19 protein-coding genes and 10 pseudogenes are annotated in these 24154 nt (G+C 62.6%); 19 read left to right on the forward strand and 10 right to left on the reverse strand.

Annotated features, from left to right (window positions below; all coding sequences use genetic code 11):
* Positions 1 to 972 carry an NAD-dependent epimerase/dehydratase family protein gene (locus AC3WSN_RS05160; protein ID WP_492536629.1) on the reverse strand — a complete coding sequence of 324 codons (972 nt, stop codon included), beginning with the start codon at positions 970 to 972 and terminating at the stop codon, positions 1 to 3.
* Between the two features lie 341 nt (positions 973 to 1313).
* On the opposite strand from AC3WSN_RS05160, the gene AC3WSN_RS05165 reads away from it, so the two are divergent.
* A complete protein-coding gene (locus tag AC3WSN_RS05165) occupies positions 1314 to 1655 on the forward strand; it encodes a hypothetical protein (RefSeq protein WP_492536630.1) in 342 nt (113 codons plus the stop codon).
* Between the two features lie 236 nt (positions 1656 to 1891).
* Here the strand turns inward: AC3WSN_RS05165 and AC3WSN_RS05170 are convergent.
* Positions 1892 to 2233, reverse strand: a pseudogene (locus tag AC3WSN_RS05170) (transposase); the annotation flags it as partial.
* A 420-nt stretch (positions 2234 to 2653) separates the two neighbouring features.
* Between AC3WSN_RS05170 and AC3WSN_RS05175 the strand changes: the two are divergent.
* Positions 2654 to 3535 carry an NAD-dependent epimerase/dehydratase family protein gene (locus AC3WSN_RS05175; protein ID WP_492536631.1) on the forward strand — a complete coding sequence of 294 codons (882 nt, stop codon included), beginning with the start codon at positions 2654 to 2656 and terminating at the stop codon, positions 3533 to 3535.
* 373 nt (positions 3536 to 3908) lie between these two features.
* Here the strand turns inward: AC3WSN_RS05175 and AC3WSN_RS05180 are convergent.
* Positions 3909 to 4208, reverse strand: a pseudogene (locus AC3WSN_RS05180) (transposase); the annotation flags it as partial.
* Between the two features lie 154 nt (positions 4209 to 4362).
* Here AC3WSN_RS05180 and istA point away from each other — a divergent pair.
* From istA to AC3WSN_RS05210, 6 genes and pseudogenes are all read left to right on the forward strand, one after another.
* Positions 4363 to 5652 (forward strand): IS21 family transposase, encoded by a 1290-nt coding sequence (gene istA / locus AC3WSN_RS05185; protein WP_492536632.1) that lies wholly within the window; start codon positions 4363 to 4365, stop codon positions 5650 to 5652.
* Positions 5649 to 6119: pseudogene (locus tag AC3WSN_RS05190) on the forward strand (ATP-binding protein); the annotation flags it as partial. The gene istA and the pseudogene AC3WSN_RS05190, both read left to right, overlap by 4 nt.
* A 30-nt stretch (positions 6120 to 6149) precedes the next feature.
* A protein-coding gene (locus tag AC3WSN_RS05195; protein ID WP_492536633.1) for an IS630 family transposase occupies positions 6150 to 7111 on the forward strand; the annotation gives its coding sequence in 2 pieces (ribosomal slippage) (positions 6150 to 6498 and positions 6498 to 7111; 963 coding nt in all).
* A 167-nt stretch (positions 7112 to 7278) separates the two neighbouring features.
* Positions 7279 to 8033: pseudogene (locus AC3WSN_RS05200) on the forward strand (IS5 family transposase).
* 122 nt (positions 8034 to 8155) lie between these two features.
* Positions 8156 to 8458: a hypothetical protein gene (locus AC3WSN_RS05205; protein ID WP_492536634.1), complete on the forward strand. Its 303-nt coding sequence runs from the start codon at positions 8156 to 8158 to the stop codon at positions 8456 to 8458.
* Between the two features lie 327 nt (positions 8459 to 8785).
* Positions 8786 to 10915, forward strand: coding sequence for a glycosyltransferase (locus AC3WSN_RS05210; protein WP_492536635.1), 2130 nt, complete (start codon positions 8786 to 8788; stop codon positions 10913 to 10915).
* Between the two features lie 468 nt (positions 10916 to 11383).
* Here AC3WSN_RS05210 and AC3WSN_RS05215 read toward each other — a convergent pair.
* Positions 11384 to 12346: pseudogene (locus AC3WSN_RS05215) on the reverse strand (IS630 family transposase).
* 184 nt (positions 12347 to 12530) lie between these two features.
* Positions 12531 to 13268, reverse strand: a complete 738-nt coding sequence (locus AC3WSN_RS05220) for a CatB-related O-acetyltransferase (protein ID WP_492536636.1) — start codon at positions 13266 to 13268, stop codon at positions 12531 to 12533.
* Positions 13269 to 13844: 576 nt separating this feature from the next.
* Between AC3WSN_RS05220 and AC3WSN_RS05225 the strand changes: the two are divergent.
* Positions 13845 to 13964: pseudogene (locus AC3WSN_RS05225) on the forward strand (IS3 family transposase); the annotation flags it as partial.
* Positions 13965 to 13975: 11 nt separating this feature from the next.
* On the opposite strand, the gene AC3WSN_RS05230 reads toward AC3WSN_RS05225, so the two are convergent.
* A complete protein-coding gene (locus AC3WSN_RS05230) occupies positions 13976 to 14512 on the reverse strand; it encodes a DDE-type integrase/transposase/recombinase (protein WP_492536637.1) in 537 nt (178 codons plus the stop codon).
* Positions 14395 to 14751 carry an IS3 family transposase gene (locus tag AC3WSN_RS05235; protein ID WP_492536638.1) on the reverse strand — a complete coding sequence of 119 codons (357 nt, stop codon included), beginning with the start codon at positions 14749 to 14751 and terminating at the stop codon, positions 14395 to 14397. The genes AC3WSN_RS05230 and AC3WSN_RS05235 overlap by 118 nt, the downstream gene beginning before the upstream one ends.
* Before the next feature lie 376 nt (positions 14752 to 15127).
* Here AC3WSN_RS05235 and tnpA point away from each other — a divergent pair, with 376 nt between their 5' ends.
* The 3 genes from tnpA to tnpC are packed head-to-tail and all read left to right on the forward strand — an operon-like array spanning position 15128 to position 17472.
* Complete coding sequence (gene tnpA / locus AC3WSN_RS05240; RefSeq protein ID WP_492536639.1) at positions 15128 to 15514, forward strand: IS66-like element accessory protein TnpA; 387 nt, start codon at positions 15128 to 15130, stop codon at positions 15512 to 15514.
* The gene (gene tnpB / locus AC3WSN_RS05245) at positions 15511 to 15858 is read left to right on the forward strand and encodes an IS66 family insertion sequence element accessory protein TnpB (protein WP_492536640.1); all 348 of its coding nucleotides are present in this window, start codon (positions 15511 to 15513) and stop codon (positions 15856 to 15858) included. The genes tnpA and tnpB overlap by 4 nt, the downstream gene beginning before the upstream one ends.
* Positions 15859 to 15915: 57 nt before the next feature.
* Complete coding sequence (gene tnpC, locus AC3WSN_RS05250) at positions 15916 to 17472, forward strand: IS66 family transposase (protein WP_492536641.1); 1557 nt, start codon at positions 15916 to 15918, stop codon at positions 17470 to 17472.
* Here the strand turns inward: tnpC and AC3WSN_RS05255 are convergent.
* A pseudogene (locus AC3WSN_RS05255) lies at positions 17460 to 17618 on the reverse strand (transposase); the annotation flags it as partial. The gene tnpC and the pseudogene AC3WSN_RS05255 overlap by 13 nt on opposite strands.
* Positions 17619 to 17770: 152 nt before the next feature.
* Here AC3WSN_RS05255 and AC3WSN_RS05260 point away from each other — a divergent pair.
* The 5 genes and pseudogenes from AC3WSN_RS05260 to rfbA form a co-directional block, all read left to right on the forward strand.
* Positions 17771 to 18001 (forward strand): annotated as a pseudogene (locus AC3WSN_RS05260) (integrase core domain-containing protein); the annotation flags it as partial.
* Positions 18002 to 18264: 263 nt separating this feature from the next.
* Positions 18265 to 18816: a dTDP-4-dehydrorhamnose 3,5-epimerase gene (gene rfbC, locus AC3WSN_RS05265; protein WP_492536642.1), complete on the forward strand. Its 552-nt coding sequence runs from the start codon at positions 18265 to 18267 to the stop codon at positions 18814 to 18816.
* A gap of 94 nt (positions 18817 to 18910) precedes the next feature.
* Positions 18911 to 19960 carry a dTDP-glucose 4,6-dehydratase gene (rfbB, locus tag AC3WSN_RS05270; protein ID WP_492536643.1) on the forward strand — a complete coding sequence of 350 codons (1050 nt, stop codon included), beginning with the start codon at positions 18911 to 18913 and terminating at the stop codon, positions 19958 to 19960.
* Positions 19960 to 20865 (forward strand): dTDP-4-dehydrorhamnose reductase, encoded by a 906-nt coding sequence (rfbD, locus tag AC3WSN_RS05275; RefSeq protein ID WP_492536644.1) that lies wholly within the window; start codon positions 19960 to 19962, stop codon positions 20863 to 20865. The genes rfbB and rfbD overlap by 1 nt, the downstream gene beginning before the upstream one ends.
* The gene (rfbA, locus tag AC3WSN_RS05280) at positions 20862 to 21752 is read left to right on the forward strand and encodes a glucose-1-phosphate thymidylyltransferase RfbA (RefSeq protein ID WP_492536645.1); all 891 of its coding nucleotides are present in this window, start codon (positions 20862 to 20864) and stop codon (positions 21750 to 21752) included. Before rfbD ends, rfbA begins: the two co-directional genes overlap by 4 nt.
* Before the next feature lie 233 nt (positions 21753 to 21985).
* Here the strand turns inward: rfbA and AC3WSN_RS05285 are convergent.
* Together AC3WSN_RS05285 and AC3WSN_RS05290 are read right to left on the reverse strand one after the other, a co-directional pair.
* Positions 21986 to 22578: pseudogene (locus tag AC3WSN_RS05285) on the reverse strand (IS256 family transposase); the annotation flags it as partial.
* A 21-nt stretch (positions 22579 to 22599) separates the two neighbouring features.
* The gene (locus tag AC3WSN_RS05290; RefSeq protein WP_492536646.1) at positions 22600 to 23208 is read right to left on the reverse strand and encodes a recombinase family protein; all 609 of its coding nucleotides are present in this window, start codon (positions 23206 to 23208) and stop codon (positions 22600 to 22602) included.
* A 211-nt stretch (positions 23209 to 23419) separates the two neighbouring features.
* Here AC3WSN_RS05290 and AC3WSN_RS05295 point away from each other — a divergent pair, with 211 nt between their 5' ends.
* Both AC3WSN_RS05295 and AC3WSN_RS05300 read left to right on the forward strand, forming a co-directional pair.
* Positions 23420 to 23635 carry a transposase gene (locus AC3WSN_RS05295; protein ID WP_492543016.1) on the forward strand — a complete coding sequence of 72 codons (216 nt, stop codon included), beginning with the start codon at positions 23420 to 23422 and terminating at the stop codon, positions 23633 to 23635.
* A gap of 13 nt (positions 23636 to 23648) precedes the next feature.
* A pseudogene (locus tag AC3WSN_RS05300) lies at positions 23649 to 23876 on the forward strand (integrase core domain-containing protein); the annotation flags it as partial.
* Positions 23877 to 24154: the final 278 nt, after the last annotated feature.

Genomic DNA, 24154 nt, shown 5'->3' on the forward strand with positions numbered 1-24154 from the left:
TCAGCCGCGGTCGAGCTCTTGCGCTGCGATCTGATCGACGGCGCGCCGCACTGCTCCGTTCGAGTCGAGTTGCGGGCGCCAGCCTAGTTCAGCGAGCCGCGCCGTCACGTAACGGAAGCGCGGAACATCGCCCACCCAGCCGCGGCCACCATCCCCATAGCGGATCTCAGCGTCGGGGGAGACACGGTCGCGCACCGCTTCGGCGATCTCGCGCACTGTGATCCCACTATCGGACGGGCCGACGTTGAAGACGTTGTACCGGCCCTGCGCGTGGTCAGCGATGAAAAGCATCGCGTCGACAAGCTCCTCGACGTGTAGGTAGGCCTTCATCTGCGTGCCGTCGCCAAGGACGTCGAGTATGCGCGGCGTGGCTTTGAGCTTGTTGATGAAGTCGATGATGACGCCGTGCGTCGCCGGCACGCCGACGACATTCGGAAACCGGAAGATGTTGGCCTTGGGCAAGAACGCTTCCACAGCAGCGCGAATTTGCGCCTCAGAGGCGAGCTTCATCGCTCCATAGTTGGATATGGGCTCCAACGGCCCGACATCTTCGTGGATCGCGGTCTCACCATGATCACCGTAAATTGCTGAGCTTGAGGCAAAATGTAAGATTGGAATTGAAAATTCTCGCATCAAGACAAGCGTGTTGAACGTTGTCAAGAACGTTCCCTCAAGATCAATCCGCGGGTCCGCAATACCGGCGGGGATATCTGAGTTGGCCGCAAGATGCCAGACGGCGCTGATCTCGATACCCTGAACCTCATCGCGCAGTACAGTCCGGAAGGCTTGAAGATCCGCGCAATCTACGACCGATGAACGGAAGCCCTGCTGTGCTTCAAAAGGGCGCCAGAAATCCGAACGGCCGCGTGAGAGGTTATCCAGCGCAAGAACTTCTTCCCCTCGACCAAGGAGGCGCGCGATGAGGTTCGCCGCCACGAAGCCGGCGCCGCCCGTTAGAATATGAAGGGCCATCAAGTCAGCTCCTGCGATCGAACCGCTGCATGCGTTCGACCTTGCGCAACAACTCAGCTGGCCAGATCCCCGCGACAGCTTCGGGCAAAGCGACGAGTGGCGACCAGCAACCGCGGCGGGTTACCGGCAATTGAAGGCGAACTCAACCGGAGACCCCATTCCCGCAGGCGACACCACTCCGAGCCAGCAACGTGGAATGAGCTCCTAAGCGCTCGTGCCTCAGGACCCTGGAATGAGTCCCCTAAGCTCGACTTTGGCCATTTGCGGCGGGTTGAGTGAGCAGAGGTAACGAAGCGGGCGTGCCGGGTAGGCTGGTGACGTCCCCGCCAAGAGACACCGCCATGCTGCCCCTGCCTGCCTGTTTCGCTGGCATCATCCTGGCGTTCGCGCCGCTGTTCGTCCACCGCATCCTCAACCGCACGGCATGGTGGCCGCGCTCCGGCAGCCGCGTCCTACTCGGGATGCTCATATCAGCCTTCGCATCCCGTGGTCCGGTCATCCTGGCGCTCGATGGCACGATCAAGCGCCGCCGCCGCAAGCGCATCGCGGCCGACGGCATCTACCGCGACCCGGTCCGCTCCTCCGATAGCCACCTCGTCAAGGCGAGCGGGATGCGCTGGATGAGCCTGATGGTGCTCGCCCCGTCCCCTGGGCGGGGCGCATCTGGGCGTTGCCGTTCCTGACCGCGCTGGTGCCGCTCGAGCGCGCCTGTCGCTAAGGGGACGTCAGCATAAGCCCTTGCTCGACATTCGACCGGTGTCTTGGAAGCCTCTCCGCAAAATTGACACCCGGCGCCGACCTTTTGAAGAGGCCCAGGACGCGCGGATCTCCAACTTAGCCAAGGACTGCGCCGGAAGGCCGGATACGTTTATAAAGACTGCTCGACCAGACGATCCAGAGCCACTTGCCGATGGGGCAGGCCATACGTTTTTGCGGCAATCGAGGCACTGTCGAGCTGGGCACGGCTGAAGTCGATGACGTTTTGGCGTCCGGTTCGGTCGAGCGGCACCTGCTGCAGACGATCCCACAACCAGACCTTCTGCCAGTCTCGCAGGCGCTGCCAGCAGGTCGCACCCGAGCCGCAGCCCATCTCCCGGGGCAGCTACTCCCACGGCAAGTCCGAGCGCAGCACGAACAGGATGCCCGTCAGCGCGGCGCGGTCGGGCGTTCGAGGGCGCCCGCCCTTGGGCTTCGCTGGTTCGTGCGGCAGCTGCATTGCAATCTCGGCCCACGAGCCGTCGGAAAGCAGCGGTCCCACCATCTCCTCTCAACGCGCCGCAACGGGTTTTGTTAGAGCCTCGAAGTTGGTAACGATACCCTCGTCAACGGACCAAAATCGGCCACCCAGACTTTCACCGACTTAGCCCGCGAATGCGGCACAGTGCACGCAAAGCCATACAAAACAAAGGGAAATGGGGCCACCGCGTGTTGGAAAGCACGGGCCCACCTCCTATTGACCAAGCAAGCCCGTTACGCAAAAAGTAATTCAGCGGATCTGGGCTCTGATTGCGGCACCTCCGGAGTACCCGGAAGGTGGGAGTGAAATCTTGAGGGAAAGACACCATCGAAGGAAGAAAATCGCATTGCGCCTCGTTACACAATTATGAGCACATAGAGACCGACGTTAATCTCAATCACGGAACAATTCAAAGGTCATGAGAGCGCAAAACCGGATCAAGAAATGACAGAGACATCGATATTGATTACCGGCGCAGCGGGATTTATGGGTCCGTCAATTATGGAGGCCGCAACAAATGTCGGCCTTCGCGTCATCGCGGTCGATCAGAAAGATTTTGGCGCAGATCCGAAGGTTGAAAAGATTATAGCTGACTTCAGAGCCCTTCCTAAGATCCTCCTGCAAACAAACAATATCCCTGATATTGTGCTTCATCTTGCCTGGCAAGGAGGGTTTCAGCACGACAACCCAGTTCATATAAAATCTATACCTGACCATTTTGATTTTCTGAAAGACATGATGCACCTTAATGTCAGGCAGATCGCGGCGATGGGCACGATGCACGAGGTCGGCTACTGGGAAGGAAGCATAGACGAAGGGACACCCAATAATCCTGGCTCGCTGTACGGCATTGCTAAAAATACGCTTAGACAAGCATTCCTATTGGAGGCCGGCAAGAACGGCATCGCCGCACAGTGGCTGCGTGCTTTCTACATTTTGAGCGATAACGGCAGGGGCAACTCGCTCTTTGCAAAGATCATAAATTGGGAATTGGAAGGTAAATTGCATTTCCCCATGAATAGCGGAAACAATATGTATGACTTTGTTACATTAGATGAGTTAAGCCGACAGATAATCGCATGCGTATGCCAGACCTCAGTGACTGGGATTATCAATTGCTGCTCAGGCAAGCCCACAAAACTCAAAGACGTAATACAGGATTTTATTTCCCGCAACGGCCTCAGGATCAGGCCAAGATTTGGAGAATTTCCGGATCGCGCTTACGACTCGCCGGCGATTTGGGGCGACCCCGAAAAGATTAACCTGATATTAAAAGACGCCGTTCGCGCTTCAGATAAGGCCGGCCATCGTAGCGGAGGAGCTTAATGGCGGCGCCCTCGATCATATGGTCGGTCGGATTAGCTTGACTATTCGTTTCAGGAAGTTGCGGGCATGTGCGGATATGTCAAGCAGTGCTCGACATCGACGTTGCCGCAGCCGCCCCGAGGGGAGCGGCATGAAAGTATATCCTGGCCGCTCATCGTCTGGATTCTCGCTGTGAAAAACAAATATCACCGCAAATATCACCGGAGGACGCGGTGTACACATTGCAGGGATTGACCGCAGCAAAGGCTATAGAGATACACAGCTGCCACGCGCTGATGCTGCGATGAATTCCTCGAACCGAGTTCAAAAACATTGTCCAAAGGACACCATCTCGCCTCGCGCTTCCACGGCGATCCGTTAGAGTGGGACCCGATCAGCTTGAAGCAAAAGCCTCATCCTCGTAGCCGGCAGCTTTGAAGTAGTTGCGGCACTCCTCGGGCGAGAAGCGCGTGAAGGCCTTGTGGATCGCCGCCCAGAGATCGCAGACGGCGGGCGCCACCGCGCTGCGCAGAAGCGCTTTCAGCTTCGCGAAGGCACGTTCGATCGGGTTGAACTCAGGACTGTAGTGTGGGAGCTACAGGAGCCGGGCTCCGGCCGCTTCGATCGCCTCGCGCACGCCCGCCACCTTGTGGGCGCTGAGGTTGTCCGGGATGAGCGTGTCGCCCGATCTTAAGTGTCAGCGGGCGTTGAATACTCCCTGATTGTGGGCATCGAAAATTCCCTGGTCGGTGCCCGGGCCTGAGAGCGCGCAGGGCACCCCGCGCTCTCAGGCTTTTCCATCCTGCGCCACCATGCCGGCCGATGCGTATCGGTCGGGAGCGACGAGGATGGTCCTGCGGGGAGAACTCCTCATGATCCTCGACCTGCACCGACAGGGCCTGTCGGTTACCGCCATCGCCCGCCGGACAGGGCGTGATCCGAAGACGGTCCGGAAGTACATCGAGCGCGGCCTCGAACCACCGGCCTACGGTCCGCGCCCAGCCGGACGTCCGAGCAAGCTCGCCCCCTACCTCGTCTACCTGCGCGAGCGCGTCACGGCTTTCCCCGATCTCAGCGCCGTGCGCCTGACCCGCGAGCTGCGGGCGCGCGGCTATACGGGGGCCTACACCGCCGTGAAGCGGTTCGTCGCCGCGACCCGCCCGCCCGAGGCCAAGCCCTACGAGGTTCGCTTCGAGACCCCCGCCGGCCAGCAGGCGCAGGTCGACTTCGCTCGCTTCGTGGTCACCTTCACAGACGCACCGGGCGCGAGCTGCATCGTCTGGCTGTTCTCGCTCGTGCTCGGCCATCTGTTCTCGCTCGTGCTCGGCCATTCCCGGCACATCGAGGCGCGCTTCGTCCTGCATCAGGATCTGCAGACGCTGATGCGCTGTCACATGCAGGCGTTCGCCGCACTCGGCGGCGTGCCGATCGAGATCCTCTACGACCGCATGAAGACCGCGGTCACCGGCGAGGCCGCGGACGGCCACATCGTCTACAATCGATCCTTGCTGGCGCTGGCCAAACATTACGGCTTCCTGCCGCGTGCCTGCCGGCCGTACCGGGCCAAGACGAAGGGCAAGGTCGAACGGCCGTTCTCCTACATCCGCCAGGACTTCTTCCTGGCCCGCTCCTTCCGCGACCTCGACGACCTGAACCTCCAGCTCCGGACTTGGCTCGACACCATCGCCAACGTCCGCCTGCATGGCACCACGCAGCGGATCGTCTCAGAGGCCTTCGCCGCCGAGAAGCCCGAGTTGCAGCCGCTGCCCGCCGTGCCCTTCGACGTCCTGCTCAAGCTCGAACGGCGCGTCAGCCACGACGGCCTCGTCTCGATCGGCGGCAACTACTACAGCGTGCCGGATCGGACGCGGCGCGTCGTCGAAGTGCACCAGTTGCCCGACACGATCCGCATCCTCGACGGCGGCCGGCTCGTGGCGAGCCACCCGATCCTGGAGGGACGGCGCCAGTACTGCGTCGATCCCGAGCATCGGCAGGGAGGAGCTGCCCGGGCCATGCGGCACGGCCATCCCGACAGCCTGCCGATCGGTCGGAGTGGCGATCACGTCGCGCAACGCTCCCTGACCGTCTACCAAGCCGTCGGCGAGCGGCTCGCCGCCGGGATCGGGGTCCGGTCATGACCCGCACCGCCACCTCCCATGCCGCGACGACCCTCGACAGGATCAAGCACAGCCTGGTCGGCTTGCGCATGCCGCGAGCCCTCGAAGTCCTCGACGCCACGGTCCGGCGCATCGAGCAGGGCGAGATCGATGGGATTACCGCCCTCGACGAGATCCTGATGGAGGAACTGACGCTGCGCGAGAACCGCCGGGTGAAGACCGCCCTGCTGGTCGCACGCCTGACGACGATCAAGACGCTCGCCGGCTTCGACTTCACCTTCCAGCCCTCCCTCGACCGGGAGCGGATCATGGCGCTGGCGGAGCTGACCTTCATCGACCGGGCCGAGGTCGTCCATCTCCTCGGGCCGCCCGGCACCGGCAAGAGCCATTTGGCCACGGCACTTGCCGTCGAGGCTGTGAAGGCCGGGCGCAGCGTGGTGTACTCGACGCTAGAGCCGGTCCCGCGCCGTTTGAGACAGGTTAGCAGGTGGCGCGTTGACGGGTGAAGGAGCATTCCGATGCCTTCACCTCTGTCTGTGGATCTGCGCGAGCGTGTCGTGGCGGCCGTGGCGGCCGGTGCCTCCTGCCATCGCGCCGCGAGGCGCTTCGGGGTCAGCGTGTCGAGCGCCAGCCGCTGGTCGCAGCGCTCGCACCAAGTGGGCCATGTCGCGCCCAAACCTATGGGCGGCGATCACACCTCGAAGCGTATTGAGGCGCATGCCGCACTGATCCTGGCGACTTCCAAGCAGGAGCCGCGCCTCTTCCTGCGCGAGTTGCGCGACCGACTGGCTGAGCAAGGCGTCCAGACCAGCACGAGCGGTCTATCGCGCTTCTTCCAGCGGCACGGGATCAGCTGGAAAAAGGGGCGACGTACGCAGCTGAGCAGGAGCGTGAAGACGTAAGAGCGGCCCGCGAGGCGTGGTTCGAGGCCCAGCCCGAGCTCGACCTGGACCGCTTGGTGTTCCTGGATGAGACGGCGGCCGCCACCAACATGGCGCGGCGCTCCGGTTGGGCCCCACGCGGCGAGCGCTGCCGGCTTGCGGCTCCGTTTGGCCACTACAAGACCACGACCATCACGGCCGCCTTGCGCACAAGCAGGCTGTGCGCGACCGCGCTGTTGGACGGCCCCACGAACGGCACGCGCTTTTGCAGCTATGTCACCGAGACCTTGGTCCCGGTGCTGCACCCTGGCGATATCGTCGTCATGGACAACCTGCCAGCCCACAAGGTCGCGGGTGTGCAGGATGCGATCGAGGCCGTAGGGGCTCGGCTGCTCTACCTCCCATCCTACAGCCCTGACTTCAACCCGATTGAACAGGCCTTCGCAAAGCTGAAGGCGCTGTTGCGCAGCGCGGCCGCCCGCACGATCCCGGATCTCTGGGCGGCGATCCGCCAGGCATTCACCCGCTTCACCCCGCAGGAGTGCCGCAACTACGTCGCTGCAGCCGGCTACGATGACGACTTGGCCGTCGCTACCTGACCGGGAACAGCTCTAAACGGCGGCAACGCCGGAAGCCAAGCCGAGCCAACCGGCAGCCAACTCGCACAAAAACGCAACTGTAATGCTAGGTAGGGAACTCATACAACCAATTGCTGTTGCTCGCGTTTTCTTCCTGAGATTGGGGTTTCCAGCGCAGGAGGTTCGCGATGGCACGGTTGTTCTGGCTCTCCGATGAAGCCTGGGGGCGGGTCGAGCCGCACCTACCTCACGGCCAACCGGGCAAGCCACGGGTCGACGACAGGCGAGTGATCAGCGGCATCCTGCACGTCCTGAAGGTCGGCTGCCGCTGGCAGGACACGCCCTCCGCTTACGGTCCGCACACGACGGTCTACAACCGCTACAACAGATGGTCTCAGCGCGGGATCTGGCAGCGGCTGTTCGCCAAGATCGCGGCCGCAGGCCCCGTGCCAGATGAGTTGATGCTCGACGCGTCCCACGTGAAGGCCCACCGCTCGGCATCAGGCGGAAAAGGGGGGCCTGGAGCCAAGCGATCGGCCGCTCGCGAGGCGGGTTTACGAGTAAAATCCATTGCTTGGCCGATGATCGTGGCCGACCGGTCGCGTTCGCCCTGACGCCCGGCAACGTGGCCGACATCACCATGGCGCTGCCCTTGCTGTGCGCTGTGGTGCCGCCCAAGCGTCTGATCGCCGACAAGGCCTACGACGCACAGAGCTTGAGGGATTGGCTGAAGAGCCACCGGGTGATCGCCACCCTCCCATCCACGGCCACCCGGACGGTACCCTATAAGCACAGCCGGATCGCCTACCGGCGGCGCAATCGGATCGAGCGGCTGTTCGGCCACCTCAAAAACTGGCGGCGCGTTGCGACCCGCTACGATCGCCTAGCCTGCAACTATCTCGCAGCCGTCGCGCTCGTTTCCTCTGTCATCGCATGGACCTGAATGAGTCCCCTACCTAGCGTCGATTCCTGAACTCATGTACCAAGCCTCCGAGTATCAGCGACAGCTCGGAGCCAGCTACCGAGCAAAAGACCGGACGGTGAAAAATGACGATACGGAATGCTTTGGACACCGACAGTGCTACCACCGCAGACATCAAAAAGCGCAACGCAGAAAACGAATCGCGTCTTTATTTTCTGGAAAATCGAGCCGCGCGTCTTGAAAAAAGCTTATTGACACTACAAACAAAGTACGACGCACTGATTGCCGACCAGTTGGGCCAGGACGGAAAGCCAACAGTCGGCGACCTATCGGACATGCTCACGGCTGCGCTGGTGCATATTGCGGCGAAGGACGTCGCGCAAGCTGCTGTCCAATTAGGTGAGGATGGAAAGTCAATAGCCGGCAATTTCTCGGATGTACCCTAGGCTTCGCAGATGTATATTGCCATGACGGACGTCGCGCAAGGTGCTCGCCAGTTAGGCGATGATGTACTAGTAACGGCTGGCAACATGTCACACATTCTCACCGCTGCCCCGAGTTATATTGTTGTGTCGATCGCAATTATATAGATCAAGATAGGCTGAATTGTCTAGTAATACCTAAAATCGCACAAATATTCTGTGACAGACGTGAGCCAATTATAACGGCTTTGTAAAACCGAATATCTCTTCTAAGGAACACCAGGGATGCAATCATTATCTAAAGTGTTATTTCTTCTTGGCTGCGTGGAAGGACCCAGCAAAAGATATAGAGTGTTCAACCATATGGAGTACTTATCCCTCGAAGGTATTGACTCAGAATGGCTTTATGACATTGACGAAAGGTTGTTTGACGAGGCCTTCCTGTCGAAGTTTTCCATTTTGGTGAATTTTAGGAGCGGCTTCAATGAGCGTGTGCAAAAATTATACAGCAAATTGCATTCGCTCAATATACCTATTGTGTATGACATTGATGACTTGGTTTTCGACGACACGCAACTCGACGGAATAGATGCATACCAGCGCATGAGCGAAGACGAGAAAGCAAATTATGTCGAAGGAGTGAGAAGCATAAGTTCCGCGCTGCTCGCCTCTGATTATGTTACCACGTCCACCGATTACCTTCGCAGCCAGCTGATTTCTTTTTCGGGGAAGAAATGCTGGGTCATCCCATTTTCTGTAAACAGCGAACAGATTAACATATGCGAAAATTTGCTTCCGTGGCGCGGTGAAGCTAAGTTCATCGGTTATCTCAGCGGAACAAAGTCTCATCAAAGCGATTTTGCTGAAGTTGCGCCGGCTCTTCGTCGTATACTCACAGAGTTTGAAGATGTGTTCTTGAAGATCGTTGGGTATTTAGACGTTTCGGAGCATCTTGCTGGTCTTGAGCACAAAGTAGTGAGAATCCCTTTCATCGATTGGAGGGACTTACTTATAGAGACGTCAACATTGTACGTCGCCCTTGCCCCTTTCGACGTGAGCAGCGCATTCTGCAAATCCAAAAGTGAACTTAAGTTTGTTGAGCAGGCGCTTTGCAAGGTGCCCACGATCGCGTCTGAAATTCCGGCTTTCGAGAGCGCGATCGCCGATGGAATAAATGGATTTGTCGCAAAAAAACCTGAAGACTGGTACAATTTTTTGAGATATTTAATCGAAGACCCCTCAAGCAGAAACTCGATGGCGATCGAAGCACATCTGTCTTATCTAAGATATTATTCGCCACTTGAACTCGGGGGAAGATTGTTTAGATGTTATGATGATATATTAAAGAGCCACAACAACGAGCATGTCGGTGACCCCGATTCGGGAGTTATGCCACGGGAGGGCGAGAGGCTTCGTATCAGCTGGATCATTCCGCAGCCTTTCGAAGGCTCAGGAGGGCATAGGAATATATTCCGGGCCGTCAAATATCTCTCCGATTTCGGCCATCAGTGCAGTGTTTATTTTACCCGCGATAATCATCGATTTGGAACAGGATCCGATGTCATATCTTTCATTTCTGCCAATTTTTTCGACATTGGAACTAAGGAGGCATATCTGGACTTTAAGACCATACAACACTGCGACGTTCTCATTGCTACTTATTGGACAACTTCTTATATCGCGCGTGAGAACAGGGATCGCGCCAAGCTTATCATCAACTTTATCCAAGATTTTGAGCCTATGTTTTTCCCGATGGGAACGGATTATGTTCGTGCGCTCCAGACCTACAAGTTTGGATTTTACCACATAACGTCGGGCCCATGGCCGCTTAGAATGATTGACAAATACGTTGGAGTGACTGAAGGCGATCACTTTCTATTTCCGATCGATCGAAGAATTTATTACCACAATCAGGCGATTAGCAAGAATAGGGACCAAGTGATCTTTTTTGCGCGACCTGATATGCCAAGGCGATGCTATGAACTCGGAGTAGCAGCCCTAGCTCTTGTTCACGATCAGCGTCCCGGCACAGAAATCGTTTTCTATGGGAGCCGAGCCGAGAAATTTGGACATGTTCCATTTCCTTTCAAAGCGCTTGGCTTAACTGAAACGGTGGAGGAACTCGGCGATCTTTATAGAAACGCTACGGTTGGAGTATGTTTCTCGACAACAAACCCTTCGTTGGTGCCTTATGAGATGATGGCTTGTGGATGTCCGGTTGTGGATCTGAGTGTCAACCAAAATGAGGTAAACTATGGCTCATTCGACAACTGTACGCTGGTCGATCCGGAGCCGGAAGCAATCGCAGCGGGAATACTGGATCTTCTGAATAGCCCACAGCAAGCGCTAGCTCTCTCGCTGCGTGGGTTGAAGTTTTCCGAGCGATTCCCGAGTGAGGAGGAGATGGCCCGCACAATTGAAAGCTTAATAATGCGGCGGCTGAAGTCTTCAATTCCGACTCCTGTGACGATATCAAATTAGACGTGGAGAATGCATTGTGAATTACGACGTTAGATCCAGATTGAGGCTGACAGGCGAATGGGACGACATGAAATTCAAGTTTCCACCTATTGCGATAAATTCAGAGACTTTGATTTACCTGGACGTTGAAATCTCTAGCGACCAACCTCTCTCCTTACGACTGTGCTTTATTTCGGGCGAAGTTCCGTCCACGGAAGAAGCGGAGTACTGGCACGAGTATAAACCCGGGAGAACAACTCTTGTCATAAGAGGAGCCAAATTTAAGCCGACAAGTAGCCGCTTCTCCGGCGTCGATATAGATCGCGCTTTTTTTGGAGGGACGGGCAATGGAGAGGCTGTACTGGCGTTAGCCGTATACAACGGCTCCACCTTAGTTTTGGCAAGGGCATAGCGTAACTTTATCATGGGATCGCTTAGATAGCCCGTTGTATGCGGTGCTTTCGAGGGATACGCTAGAGCTGTTCCCGGTCAGGTAGCGGCGACCAAGTCGTTCCCGTAGCCGGTTGCGGCGAGATAGTTGCGGCACTCCTGCGGAGTAAATCGCGTGAACGCCTGTTGGATCGCGGCCCAGAGATCCGGGATCGTGCGGGGCGGCCGCACTTCGCGACAGCGCCTTCAGCTTCGCGAAAACCTGCTCGATCGGGTTGAAATCAGGGCTGTAGGACGGGAGGTAGAGCAGCCGCGCTCCTGCGGCCTCGATCGCGTCATGCACGCCGGCAACCTTGTGGGCTGGTAGGTTGTCCATGATGACGACGTCACCAGGCTACAGGTCCGGGATGAGGGTTTCAGTGACGTAACGGCAAAAAGCGCGTGCCGTTCGTGGGCCGTCCAGCAACGCGGTGGCGCACAGCCCGCTCGTGCGTAGGGCGGCGGTGATGGTCGTGGTTTTGTAGTGGCCCAACGGGGCTGCGAGCCGGCAGCGCTCGCCGCGCGGGGCCCAGCCGTAGCGCCGCGCCATGTTGGTGGCGGCTGCTGTCTCATCCAGGAACACCAACCGGTCCGGATCGAGCTCGGGCTGCGCCTCGAACCACGCCTCGCGGGCCGCTCTTACGTCCTCTCGCTCCTGCTCAGCTGCGTACGTCGCCCCTTTTTCCAGCTGATCCCGTGGCGCGCAAAGAAGCGCGACAGGCCGCTCGTGCTGGTCTGCACGCCCTCCTCAGCCAACCGGTCGCGCAACTCGCGCAGGAACAGGCGCGGCTCCTGCTCGGAGGCCGCCAGGATCAACTCGGCATGCGCCCCAATACGCTTCGAGGTGTGATCGCCGCCCATCGGCTTGGGCGCGACATCGCCCTCTTGGTGGGCGAGCTGCGACCAGCGGCTGACGCTCGACACGCTGACCCCAAAGCGAGCTGCCGCTCGGTGGCACGAGGCACCTGACGCCACGACAGCCACGACACGCTCGCGCAGGTCCACAGACAACGGTGAAGGCATGAGCAAGCTCCTTCAGCCGTCAACACGCCACCCGCTAACTCGTGTCAAGCGGCGCGGGATTGGCTTTAGTCCGGCCCTGAGGAATGGCTTTCCGGCCTGTGGAGCTGATCACGATCCTGTCGTTTTGTTATCCTCCACAGAACTTTGGAATAATCGCCTTACTTTGATAGAATCTCAGTTGTATCTACCCGGCCGATTGACCAATAAACCTCGCGCCATGAGCAGTTACTTCATATCTTTTCACGAGAAGCGGCTGTATGATATTAGCCTCTGCTGCCGAGACAATTTGATCGACGGCAGCGTTCAAGTCCGAGTAGTCGATTTTGTGAGTTAACGGCCGCAGATCATAGTCCCACCATCGTGAGGCAAGAACTTTCTCGATAGCAGACTCGGCTATGCGGAAGCGGATATGACGGGCCGGATTACCTGCGGCAACGGAATATGGAGCCACGTCGCGCGTAACGACAGCACCACCGCCGACAATGGCTCCGTGTCCAATCTTTACACCCCTCCGGACAAAAGCGTTTTGGCCAAGCCAAACGTCATTCCCAATCTCGACGCCTCCTCGCCAATGTTCATCGCCGCGGCTTGATTTCGATCCAAGCCAATCACGATATTGCGGAAAGCATTGCGATAGGCTTGCCGCGACATCGTTCGGATCGCAAACGAAGGGGTGGGTGGATAGCCAGTCAGTGGGATGCTCTCCGGGCCCTAAAGTTACTCCTTCTGCGATGGAACAAAATCGCCCAACCGTGGCATCGACGAATAAAGTGTTCTTCTGCGCATAAGTAAAGGCGCCGATTTTTGTATTAACGGCGATCCCGTCCACACGTACCGGCGCCTCAATCTCACAGTTTCCTTGGAAGGATTGCGTAATTGCCTGGACGCCGATCGTCGGCAAGTCAGAAATGAAGTCGCTCATTTGCTCATCTTTTAGAGTGCGCAGGTCTGTTACAAACAGAGGAGAATGGCCCTGCCATCGCTACAATTCTTCTGAAGAAAACTAATTCTATGCCGAGCGTTAAGACGCGCACTTTTCCTGAGAAAGGTGGGCTCGTTCGCCCGCACTTACCGCGTCGTAGCGCTCTGCCGGCGCGGAAGGTTTAGACTCGGTCATCTGTGGAGCGTCTCCGACCATGGGCTGAAGGTGCCAAGCATCACCGCTGTGACACCAAGCACGCCACCCTCTTTAGCACACCTTTGAAATTGCGTCGCGAGTTCAGCCGAGCGCTCAAGCACGCGCCCTGCAGTGGTCCGCCAGCGCATCCAGTTGCTGACTTTGCTGACCGGCAAGCAGTCCACTGTATCTGATGGGGGCGAAGCGGGTAGAGCTGTTGCCGTTCAATCTGAGTCGACCGGGGTAGTGCGGTGGTCGGCGCTGTGATCCCATGGTTCTCGGAACACAGAGGAGCACCATGGCTGCAGCTCTGCCGCTGATCCGTCCCCATCGAAGAGGTCCGCCCTTTGGTATGGCTATTGAGCCAGGAGGACGGATGACATGTCCAAGCACCCGAAGCCCGAGGAGATCGTTGCCAAGCTGCGGCAGGCGGATGTGCTGATCTCCCAGGGCCAGAGCGTCTCCGACGCTATCCGCGCCATCGGCGTGAGTTCAGTGACTGTTGTTGCCCCCTAAAGACCGGACAGGGTCTCCTGGGTTGATCGGGCGATGAACTCGCGCGGCGAACGGTAGCCGAGCGCACGATGAGGATGAAGGTTGTTGTAGTGTGCCAGCCAAACGGGGAGCTGGCGCAGCACGCTCTCGGCGTCCGGTAGCACCGAGACACGTACGTAATCGCGTTTCAAGATTCGCACGAACGCCTCGGCCATGCCGTTGCTCTGCGGGCTTTCCAGCGGGATTGTCTTTGGCACCAATCCAAGTTCACGGGCAAAGCTGCGAGTGTCGCGGGCCACGTAGCAGCTACCGTTGTCAGTCAGCCACTCGATCAGGCTCGGCAGCTGGTTGACCGGCCCGAAGCGGTGTTCGACGGCCGCCACCATCAGGTCGCGGACGTCCTCGCCCGTGATGCCCGCCGTGGTCGCCACGTAGCTCATCGCCTCCCGATCGCAGCAATCGAGCGCGAAGGCGACGCGCACACGCTCACCGTTCTCTGCTGCGATCTCCAGCCCGTTTGAGCACCAGCGTGTGTTGCGCACGGCCACCGCCACCTTGCCCTCGTGACGGCGCGTCTCGGCTCCCCCGCATGTCGCTGGAGCAGGAGGCCGTGCACCTTCATGACCCGGTAAATCCGCTTGGCGTTCGGCGCAGGCCGCCCATCCCGCTCGGCCTGCCGGCGCAGAAGGGCATGGACGCGCCGATAGCCGTAAGTCGGCGGATCCGCGATGAGCGCCTGGATCGCGCCGAGCAACGCGGCGTCGGGTGTGGGCGGACGGCCGCGTCGGCCCATGGGCCTCCAGACGGGGGAGGCCTGCCTGGACGAGGCGAGGTGCGGGCGCGACACGCTCAAAGCTGCGGCCACAGCGCTCACCGGCCGTCCCCGGCCACGAGGTCACGCGCGAGGGCAACTTTTTGGGGGCGGCGACCCGCTCTATCGCCTCGCGCAGGATCCCGGTCTCCAGCGTCTTCTTGCCCAGGAGCCGCTGCAGCTCACGGATCTGTGGCTCAGGCAGCCCGCAGCTCGGAGGCGGGCACCACTTCTTCGCCAGCCCCGGCGGCCGTGAACGCGCCGCGCTCCATCAGCGTAAGCGCTCGTTGGCAGGCGCCTTGCGGGATACGATCCGAGACCTGGATACAGTGCTGTCGCGAAGGCCTGTATCCGCCCTATGTCTGGACCTACGATCTCGCCCCATATCGTCGTAGCCGGCACGCGTCGCTCGTGGACGCGTGAGGACAAGCGAGCGATCCTCGATGAGGCGCAGAGCACCACCGCGTCGATCTCGTCTGTGGCGCGTCGCCATGGCCTGACGCCATCGCTGCTCTTTCGCTGGCGACGCGAGGCCTGGGATGAGGAGCGGGCGGCGGCCCTGCCGGTTCCGCCTCCCTTCGTTCCGCTCGCACTGCCGGCACCGGTGGGGCTACCGAACCGTGATCAGGGTGCGCCGGGTGGCGCCATTGAGGTGGAACTGGTCGGCGGGCATCGGCTGCGTGCCGAGGCCGGTGCCGATCCATCTCTCGTGCGGGATCTTCTCGCGGCGCTGCTGGATCGATGATCCCCGTTCCCTCGGGCTCGCGGGTGTGGCTGGCCACCGGCCACACGGACATGAGGAAAGGCTTCGACGGGCTCGCCGCGCTGGTGCAGGACCACCTGCACCATGATCCGTTCTCTGGTCAGGCCTTCGTCTTCCGCGGCCGTGCGGGGCGGCTGATCAAGGTCCTGTGGTGGGACGGCCAGGGGCTGTGCCTGTTCTCGAAGCGGCTGGAGAGAGGCCGTTTCGTCTGGCCGGGGATGGCAGGGGCCGCGGCGGCGCTCACACCGGCTCAGCTGGCGATGCTGCTGGAGGGGATCGACTGGCGGGCGCCGGAACGCACGGACCGGCCGCGCATCGCAGGCTGAGGGACGCCACGCCCAGAGGGGCTGGCGGAGCCGTCATGGGCAATCTAAGCTATTGGCATGGCTCTCGATCCTGCCTCGCTGCCGGATGACGTGGATGCGCTCAAACGCATGATCGTCAGCATGGCGAGGGACGCCGTTCATGCCAACACGCTGATCGAGAAGCTGCGCGGCGAACTCGCAAGGTTGAAGCGAGCGCAGTTCGGCGTCTCGTCCGAGAAGCTGCAAGCCCGCGTCGAGCAGCTCGAACTCGCCATCGAGGCCCTGGAGGTCGACGAGGCCGAGCGCCTCGCGGCGGCTCCGGTCGTCGCCGAGGCGGTCGAGGCGGCAAGCCGAGGGCCGGGGCGCCGCCCCTTACCCGATCATCTGCCGCGCGAGACTGTCGCTCATCCCGGCCCGTGCGCCTGCCCGGCCTGCGGCGGTCGCCTGCGTCGGATCGGCGAGGACGTGACGGAGAGCCTCGACTACGTGCCGGGCCGCCTCAAGGTGGTGCGGCACCTGCGCGAGGCCTTCTCCTGCCGAGCCTGTGAGACCGTGGTGCAGGCTCCCGCGCCCTACCACGCCATCGCCCGCGGCCGTGCCGGCCCCGGGCTGCTCGCGCATATCGCCGTGGCCAAGTTCGACGATCACCTGCCCCTGTATCGACAGGCCGAGATCTATGCGCGGGACGGCGTCACGTTGCAGACCTCGACCCTGTCCGGCTGGATGGGCGCCACGGCCGCCGCGCTGGCCCCGCTGGTCGATCTCCTGCGCACGGAGGTGATCGCCGGGTCGGACGTCCTGCACGGTGACGATACGACGGTGCCGATCCTGGCGCCCGGGGCGGGGAAGACGAGAACTGGCCGGCTCTGGGCGTATGTGCGCGACGAGCGCCCCCACGGCGGAGCGCGACCGCCAGCGGCCGTGTTCTTCGCCTCGCCGGACCGGAAGGGCGAGCGCCCGCGCACGCATCTGGCGGCGTTCTCCGGCGTGCTTCAGGCGGATGGCTATGCCGGCTTCAACGGGCTCTACGAAGGCCGTCGGCCGGGCGGCGCGCTGATCGAGGCCGCCTGCTGGGCGCACACCCGTCGCAAGTTCTTCGATGTTCATGCCAGGACCGGCTCAGCGGTCGCCTTCGAGGCCCTGGAACGGATCGGCGCGATCTACGAGGTCGAGCGCTGCGTCAGCGGCAAGCCTCCCGACGAGCGCCTACGGCAGCGCCAGGCCCGATCACGACCGCTCGCAACGGCCCTGAAGGCCTGGGCGGAGACGATCCTGCCGCAGCTCTCCGGCGGCTCCGATCTCGCCAAGGCGTTCCGCTACATGCTGGTGCGCTGGACGGCGCTGACCCGCGTCTTCGACGACGGGCGGATCGCGCTCGACAACAACCCAGCCGAGCGAGCGCTGCGGTCCGTCGCGATCGGGCGCAAGAACTATCTGTTCGCCGGCTCGGAGCGGGGCGCTGAGCGGGCGGCTGCCTTCTACACGCTGATCGAGACGGCCAAGCTCACCGGGCTCGACCCGGAGGCCTACCTGCGCGACGTGCTCACCCGCCTCGCCGATCATCCAGCCAAACGCCTGGCCGAACTCCTGCCCTGGAACTGGTCGCCGGTCGCCACGGGTGCTCAGGCCGCCTGATCAACCGGGCCGCTCGCCGAGCGCTTACCCATCAGCCGACGCCACGTGAACAGCTGGTTGGCGTTCCGCCCGTGGCGGCGGGCGACGAGCGAGACAGACTGGCCGGGCGGATAGGTCTCCTCGACGAGGCGCACCTTCTCCTGCGTAGTCCAGTGCCGGACGCCGCTGGACGGAGGTGATCACCTCGACGCGTTCGGCGCGGGGCGGGTCGTTAGAACTCACCATAGGGTCGGTCATAGGCACACACTTCCACAAGCGTGAGCCCCTGTCCGGTCATTTAGGGGGCTACTTCAGTGACGTACGGGACGAACTCCTGAATGGCGAGATCTTCTACATCCTCAAGGAGGCACAGATCGTGATTGAGAGTTGGAGACGGCACTACAACGCCGTTTGCCCCCACGCGTCGCTCGGATACCGCCCGCCAGCCCCTGAGGTGTTCGTGCCAGCCTTCACCGCTTGGCTGACTGCGCTCGCCCGACCGGCTCCGCCGGCCAAGCTACCCGTGGTGGAGCGGCCCACCGCGCACTAAATTCGCTTATGGACCACCTCGTGGGGGCCGATCACACCTCGATCTGGCGCAGCTTCAGCACCACTTGCTCCGCGCGCGTCTTCTGACCTCGCGGCTTGTCCGAATCCTTCAGTCCTGGCTGATCCTCTCAATCAGCCCGGCCCAAAGCCAGCCGGTCAGGTCATCCTTAGGCCGTGAGGAACCATGCGGAAACTGAGCTCAGTAGGTGCGGTGAGCGAGCTACCGCAGGATATGAAGTGACATTTGCGTGGAAAGGCGCTGGCATGGACATCATCGAGACCGAGATTCCGGACGTGAAGCGCATCGTGGTGAAGCGCTTCGGCGACGCGCGCGGCTGGTTCTCCGAGACGTTCCGGGCCGACGCCCTCGCGCGGGCCGGCATCACCACCGCCTTCGTCCAGGACAATCAATCCTTCTCGGCGCCGCAGGGGACGATCCGCGGCCTGCACTTCCAGATCGCCCCCCGGGCGCAGGCCAAGCTGATCCGCGTCCTGCAGGGCGCGATCCTCGATGTGGCGGTGGACATCCGCAGCGGCTCGCCGACCTTCGGCAGGTTCGTGGCCGTGACGCTCGATGCCGACACGGGCGAGCAGCTGTTCATCCCGCACGGCTTCGCGCACGGCTTCTGCACCCTGACCCCCGACGTCATGGTCGCCTACAAGGTCGACGATTACTACAGCCCCGAGCACGACCGGGCCCTCGCCTGGAACGATCCGGAGGTCGGGATCCCGTGGCCGGTCTCGCCCGAGGCGGCGATCCTCTCCGACAAGGACCGCCGCGCCCCGAAGCTCGCCGATCTCGGGCGGGTGTTCTGATCTCCCGCGCGACGCGGCCGTAATTTGGTCACGCCGGCCGGTCTTCTGCCCCGTCATTCTGTTCAAGACGATTCTTCAAGAGGGTTTTTTTGCCATGCGCATCCTGGTGACCGGAGGCTGCGGCTTCATCGGCTCGGCGCTGGTGCTGCACCTCGTCAACGACCTCGGCCACGAGGTCTGCACCCTCGACGCGATGACCTACGCGGCCAACCCGGTCTCCCTGACGCCGCTCGCCGACAACCCGCGCCACCGCCTGGTCGAGGCCGATATCTGCGACCGCGAGGCCGTCCAGAAGGCCTATGCCGAGTTCAAGCCGCAGGCGGTGATGCACCTGGCCGCCGAGAGCCATGTTGACCGCTCGATCACCGATCCGGGCGCCTTCGTGCGCACCAACGTCATCGGCACCCAGACCATGCTCGACGGCGCCCGCGGCCACTTTGAGGCCCTGCCGGAGGCCGAGAAGAAGACCTTCCGATTCCTCCACGTCTCCACCGACGAGGTCTACGGCTCGCTGCCGCCGGATGCGTTCTTTACCGAGGACAGCCGCTACGATCCGCGCTCGCCCTACTCGGCCTCGAAAGCGGCGTCCGACCACCTCGCCCGCGCCTGGCACGAGACCTACGGCCTGCCGGTGCTGGTGACCAACTGCTCGAACAATTACGGGCCGCGGCACTTCCCCGAGAAGCTGATCCCGCTGATGATCCTCAACGCTCTCGAGGGGAAGAAGCTGCCCGTCTACGGCGACGGCCTGAACGAGCGCGACTGGATCCACGTGGAGGACCACGCCAAGGGCCTCGTCGCCGTGCTGGAGCGCGGCCGGATCGGCGAGACCTACCTCCTCGGCGGCCGCGCGGTGCGCAACAACCTCGCGGTGGTGAAAGCGCTGTGCGCGGCCTTCGACCGGCTGCGCCCCGAGAGCGCCCCGCACGAGCAGCTGATCAGCTTCGTCGCCGACCGCCCGGGCCACGACCGGCGCTACGCCATCGACTGCACCAAGGCCGAGACCGAGCTCGGCTGGCGCCCGCAGAAGACCTTCGAGCAGGCGCTGGAGGCGACCGTGGCGTGGTACCTCGACAACGAGAGCTGGTGGCGCCCGATCCGCGAGGGACGGTACAAGGGCGAGCGCCTGGGGCTCAACGGCTGATGGACATCCTCGTCCTCGGCGGCGCCGGCCAGGTCGGCACCGAGCTGCAGGCTTTGTCCTGGCCCGGCGACGTGTCCGTGCACGCGCCCGGCCGCGCGGATCTCGACATCACCGACCCGGACGCCGTCGCGGCGGCGCTGGCGGCCCGGGACTATCGCGCGGTGATCAACACCGCCGCCTACACGGCCGTCGACAAGGCCGAATCCGACGTGGTCGCGGCCTGGCGCCTCAACGCGCTCGCGCCAGCGATCCTGGCGGCCGCCACGGCGGCGCGGCAGATCCCTCTGGTCCACGTCTCGACCGATTACGTGTTCGCCGGCACTAAGACCGATGGGGCCTACGCGCCGGACGACGCCATCGACCCGCAGAGCGTCTACGGGGCCAGCAAGGCCGCCGGCGAGCTGGCGGTGCGGACCGGCAACCCGCGCCACGCGATCGTCCGGACCGCCTGGGTGGTGAGCCCGCACCGGGGCAACTTCGTCAAGACGATGCTGCGGCTCGCGGCCGAGCGCGACGCGCTCACCGTGGTCGACGACCAGCACGGCTGCCCGACCTCCGCCGCCGATCTCGCGGCCGCGCTGGCGGTGATCGCGCGGCGCCTGGCCACCGATGCGGCGGCGCCCACCGGCACGTTCCACTGCGTGAACGCGGGCGACACCACGTGGCGCGGCTTCGCCGAGGCGATCGTGGCCGGCTCTGCCCGCCGCGGCGGCCGCTCGGTGCCGGTCAAGGGTATCCCGACCTCCGCCTACCCGACCCCGGCCCGGCGGCCGGCCAATTCGCGCCTGTCCACCGACAGCCTCACGGACGCCTACGGCGTCGCGCCGCGGCCCTGGCAGGCGGCGCTCGACGACATCCTGGACCGGCTCGTCGGGCCGGTCTCAGAGGGAGTTTCCAAGCCATGAAGGGCATCGTTCTGGCCGGCGGCTCCGGCACGCGGCTGCACCCGGCCACGCTGTCGATCAACAAGCAACTGCTGCCGGTCTACGACAAGCCGATGATCTACTACCCGGTCTCGGTGCTGATGCTGGCCGGCATCCGCGAGATCCTGATCATCTCCTCGCCCGAGCACCTCGACAATTACAAGCGGCTGTTCGGCACCGGCGAGCAGTTCGGGCTTCAGTTCTCCTACGCGCTGCAGCCGCGGCCGGAGGGCCTCGCGCAGGCGTTCGTCATCGGGCGCGACTTCGTCGGCGACGACGACGTGGCGCTGATCCTGGGCGACAACCTGTTCTTCGGCGCCGGCATGGGCGAGCTTCTGGAGCGGGCGGCCGCGCGTCGGCAGGGCGCGACGGTGTTCGCCTACCACGTCGACAACCCGCAGGCCTACGGCGTGGTCAACCTCGACAAGTCTGGCCACCCGACCAAGATCGTCGAGAAGCCGCAGAACCCGGAATCGACCTGGGCGGTGACGGGCCTGTACTTCTACGACAACCAGGTGCTCGACATCGCCGCCGACGTGAAGCCCTCGCCGCGCGGCGAGCTGGAGATCACCAGCGTCAACGAGGCCTATCTTCAGCGCGGGCAGCTGCATGTGGAGCGGATGTCGCGCGGCTACGCGTGGCTCGATACCGGGACCCACGACAGCCTGCTGGAGGCGAGCGAGTTCGTCCGCACCCTGCAGCACCGCCAGGGCCTTCAGGTCGCCTGCCTGGAGGAGATCGCCTACCTGCAGGGCTTCATCACCCGCGACCAGCTCGTGGCCCGCGGCGAGATGTTCGCCAAGACCGCCTACGGCCAGAACCTGCTGCGGCTCGCCCGCGAGAGCGAGGACGACCTGCGCCTGCGCTGAATGTGAGGTCGCCGATTGCCACGCTTATCCATCGCCTGCATTTTCAACCTGTCGGCGTCCGACCACAGGCCGCTGAGCTCGTCGTGGAAGCGCACTGCGTGAGATAGCGGGGGGCTCATCCTTAGCGTCCAAGCGGCTCGTCGACCGCCGCTCGAACCCGCACGTTCCTGCGCTGTCCTCTGCTGATCGGCGAGCGCTGCGGCTTTATCGCGCTGGCGACGCTGGAACGATCAGATCTCCTTGGAGCCGTCGCCGCGTACGCCCAGCGCGATGTGCACGGCCTTGCTGCGGACCACGCCCTCGTCGCGCACCTTGATCCGCAGGGCGTCGAAGAACACGATCGGGTAGACCGGCTCCAGCGGCCGGGCATGCCAGGCGGCGACCTCCTCCAGCACCGCGTCGGTCACCGTGCTGATCAGGTCGGGCGAGACCTCGATGCCGTAAAGCTCGAGCAGCTGGGAGACGATCTCTCGGGTGCTCATGCCGCGGGCGTACATCGACACGATCTTGTCGTCGAAGCCAGGAAAGCGGCGCTGATAGCGGGCGATCAGCTGCGGATCGAACGTCGCCTGCCGGTCGCGCGGGATCGCCAGCTCGATCCGGCCTGTCTCGGTCGTGACCGTCTTGCGGCCATAACCGTTGCGCGTGTTGCCGGCGTCCTCGCCCGCCAGATGGTGGTCCATCTCGGCGTTGAGCGCCCGCTCGGCCAGGGCCTTCTTCAGCTCGTCCAGCAGGCCGTCGGCCTCGAACGCCGACTTCGGATCAGCCCCGGCCAGCAGTGGTCCAGGAGCGCGTCAGGGATACGGGGTGCTTTGCGTCGTGCCATCGAGAACCTCCATCGGATCCACTATGGCCGCCCGCACACGAAATCCCTGACAGTCCCGTAGCGGGCGAAGATCTCCTGGACCACGGCGCCCTCCGCCTGCTCCAGTGTGACGCCGGCCGGGTCGCGCGGGCGGTCAGGGTTGAGCCGGTAACCGTAGGGCGCCCGGGTCCAGGGCAACAAACAGCCGGCTCGCATTCGCATCTGCCGTCCCCGCCGCATGCGTTCCGCGATCAGGGTACGCTCGTACTCTGCCACGGCGCCCCGGATCTGCAACAGCAGCTGGTCCTGAGGATCCCGCCCCATCGGCCGGTCCAGGAAGACGACCTGACAGCCGAACTGCTCCAGTTCCTGCAGCAGGACCATCATCTGCACGTAGTTGCGCGACAACCGGTCAGGGTCCGTGACCAGCACGCGGCCGACCTCGCCGGCTCGCACGGCATCGCGCAGCCGATCCAGGCCGGGCCGGTTCAGTGTCGCGCCGCTGCGGCCGTCGTCCCGGAAGATGGCGGTGCTGTCCAGGGCCACGCCCTGAGCCTGTAAGTGGGTGCGCAGACGCTCAAGCTGCTGGTCGATGGTCTGGGCCTGGGCTTGGCGCACAGTCGAGACCCGCACGTAGACCGCCGTTCTCATAGCTCACCTCCTGTGTCGCTCGGGAGGTGATGCGTGTTCCCACCGACGCGGTTTTGGCCGCGGGTAGTCCCCACTCCAAGATGAGCGCGTACGCCCGGTCCCAACGCCGTGCCCCGTCCGGAGCAGCCAGCATCTGCCGGCGGACCTGCCGGTGGCGACGCATGGCCTCTCCCCGATCACTCTCCAGATCGAGGCCTGAGCCCTCGTTCGCCTGCACGCATCCACGCCCACGCAAGGGCCGCCGCCGCCACGTCAGGACGAGCTGCGCCGTGCGCACCAGGCAGAATTTGTCGTTTGTGATCAGACCATCGAGCGGCTCTGGGCACGGCTCAAGGAGTGGCGGGCGGTTGCCACGCGCTATGAGAAAACCGCCTCCAGTTTCACCGGATTCCTCTGCCTCGCCGCAGCCCTCGATCACCTCAGGTGACGACAGGCTCTAGCACCAGACGCTCAAGAACCGCATCCTGCTCGAACACGCCTACCTGCCCGGCGAGCTGGAGGCGCGGGTCGCCGCCTTCGTCGATCACTACAACCACGCCCGCGCTCACGAGCGCCTAGGCAACCTCACGCCCGCCGACGTCTACTTCGGCCGCGGCGAGGCCATCCTGCAGAATCGGGCGCGGATCAAGCGCCAGACCCTCATGGACCGCCGCTTGCGCCACCACGCAGGCTGCCTAGCCTCTCAACCCACGTGGACCAGAGCCTCCGTGCCTGAGCGTCCCAACTCGTCTCAAATCATCTGACGACGGATATTCTTAGACCCGTTGACCCACTTCCTCCTCGCCGCCTAGAAAGAAGGCCGCGATCCGAGCGCCGGGTTCAGCACGGCCAGCTATCAGCGTTAAACGCCGACGCAGCCTCGTCGGATCACAACCCGCTGGTACACTTTGTGAACACCGGCTTGGCAGAGGGACGCGGTGGCTATGGCAACGACCCTGCCTCACCA

It is taken from the genome of Methylobacterium sp. FW102-HT35C08 (genome assembly GCF_058790235.1).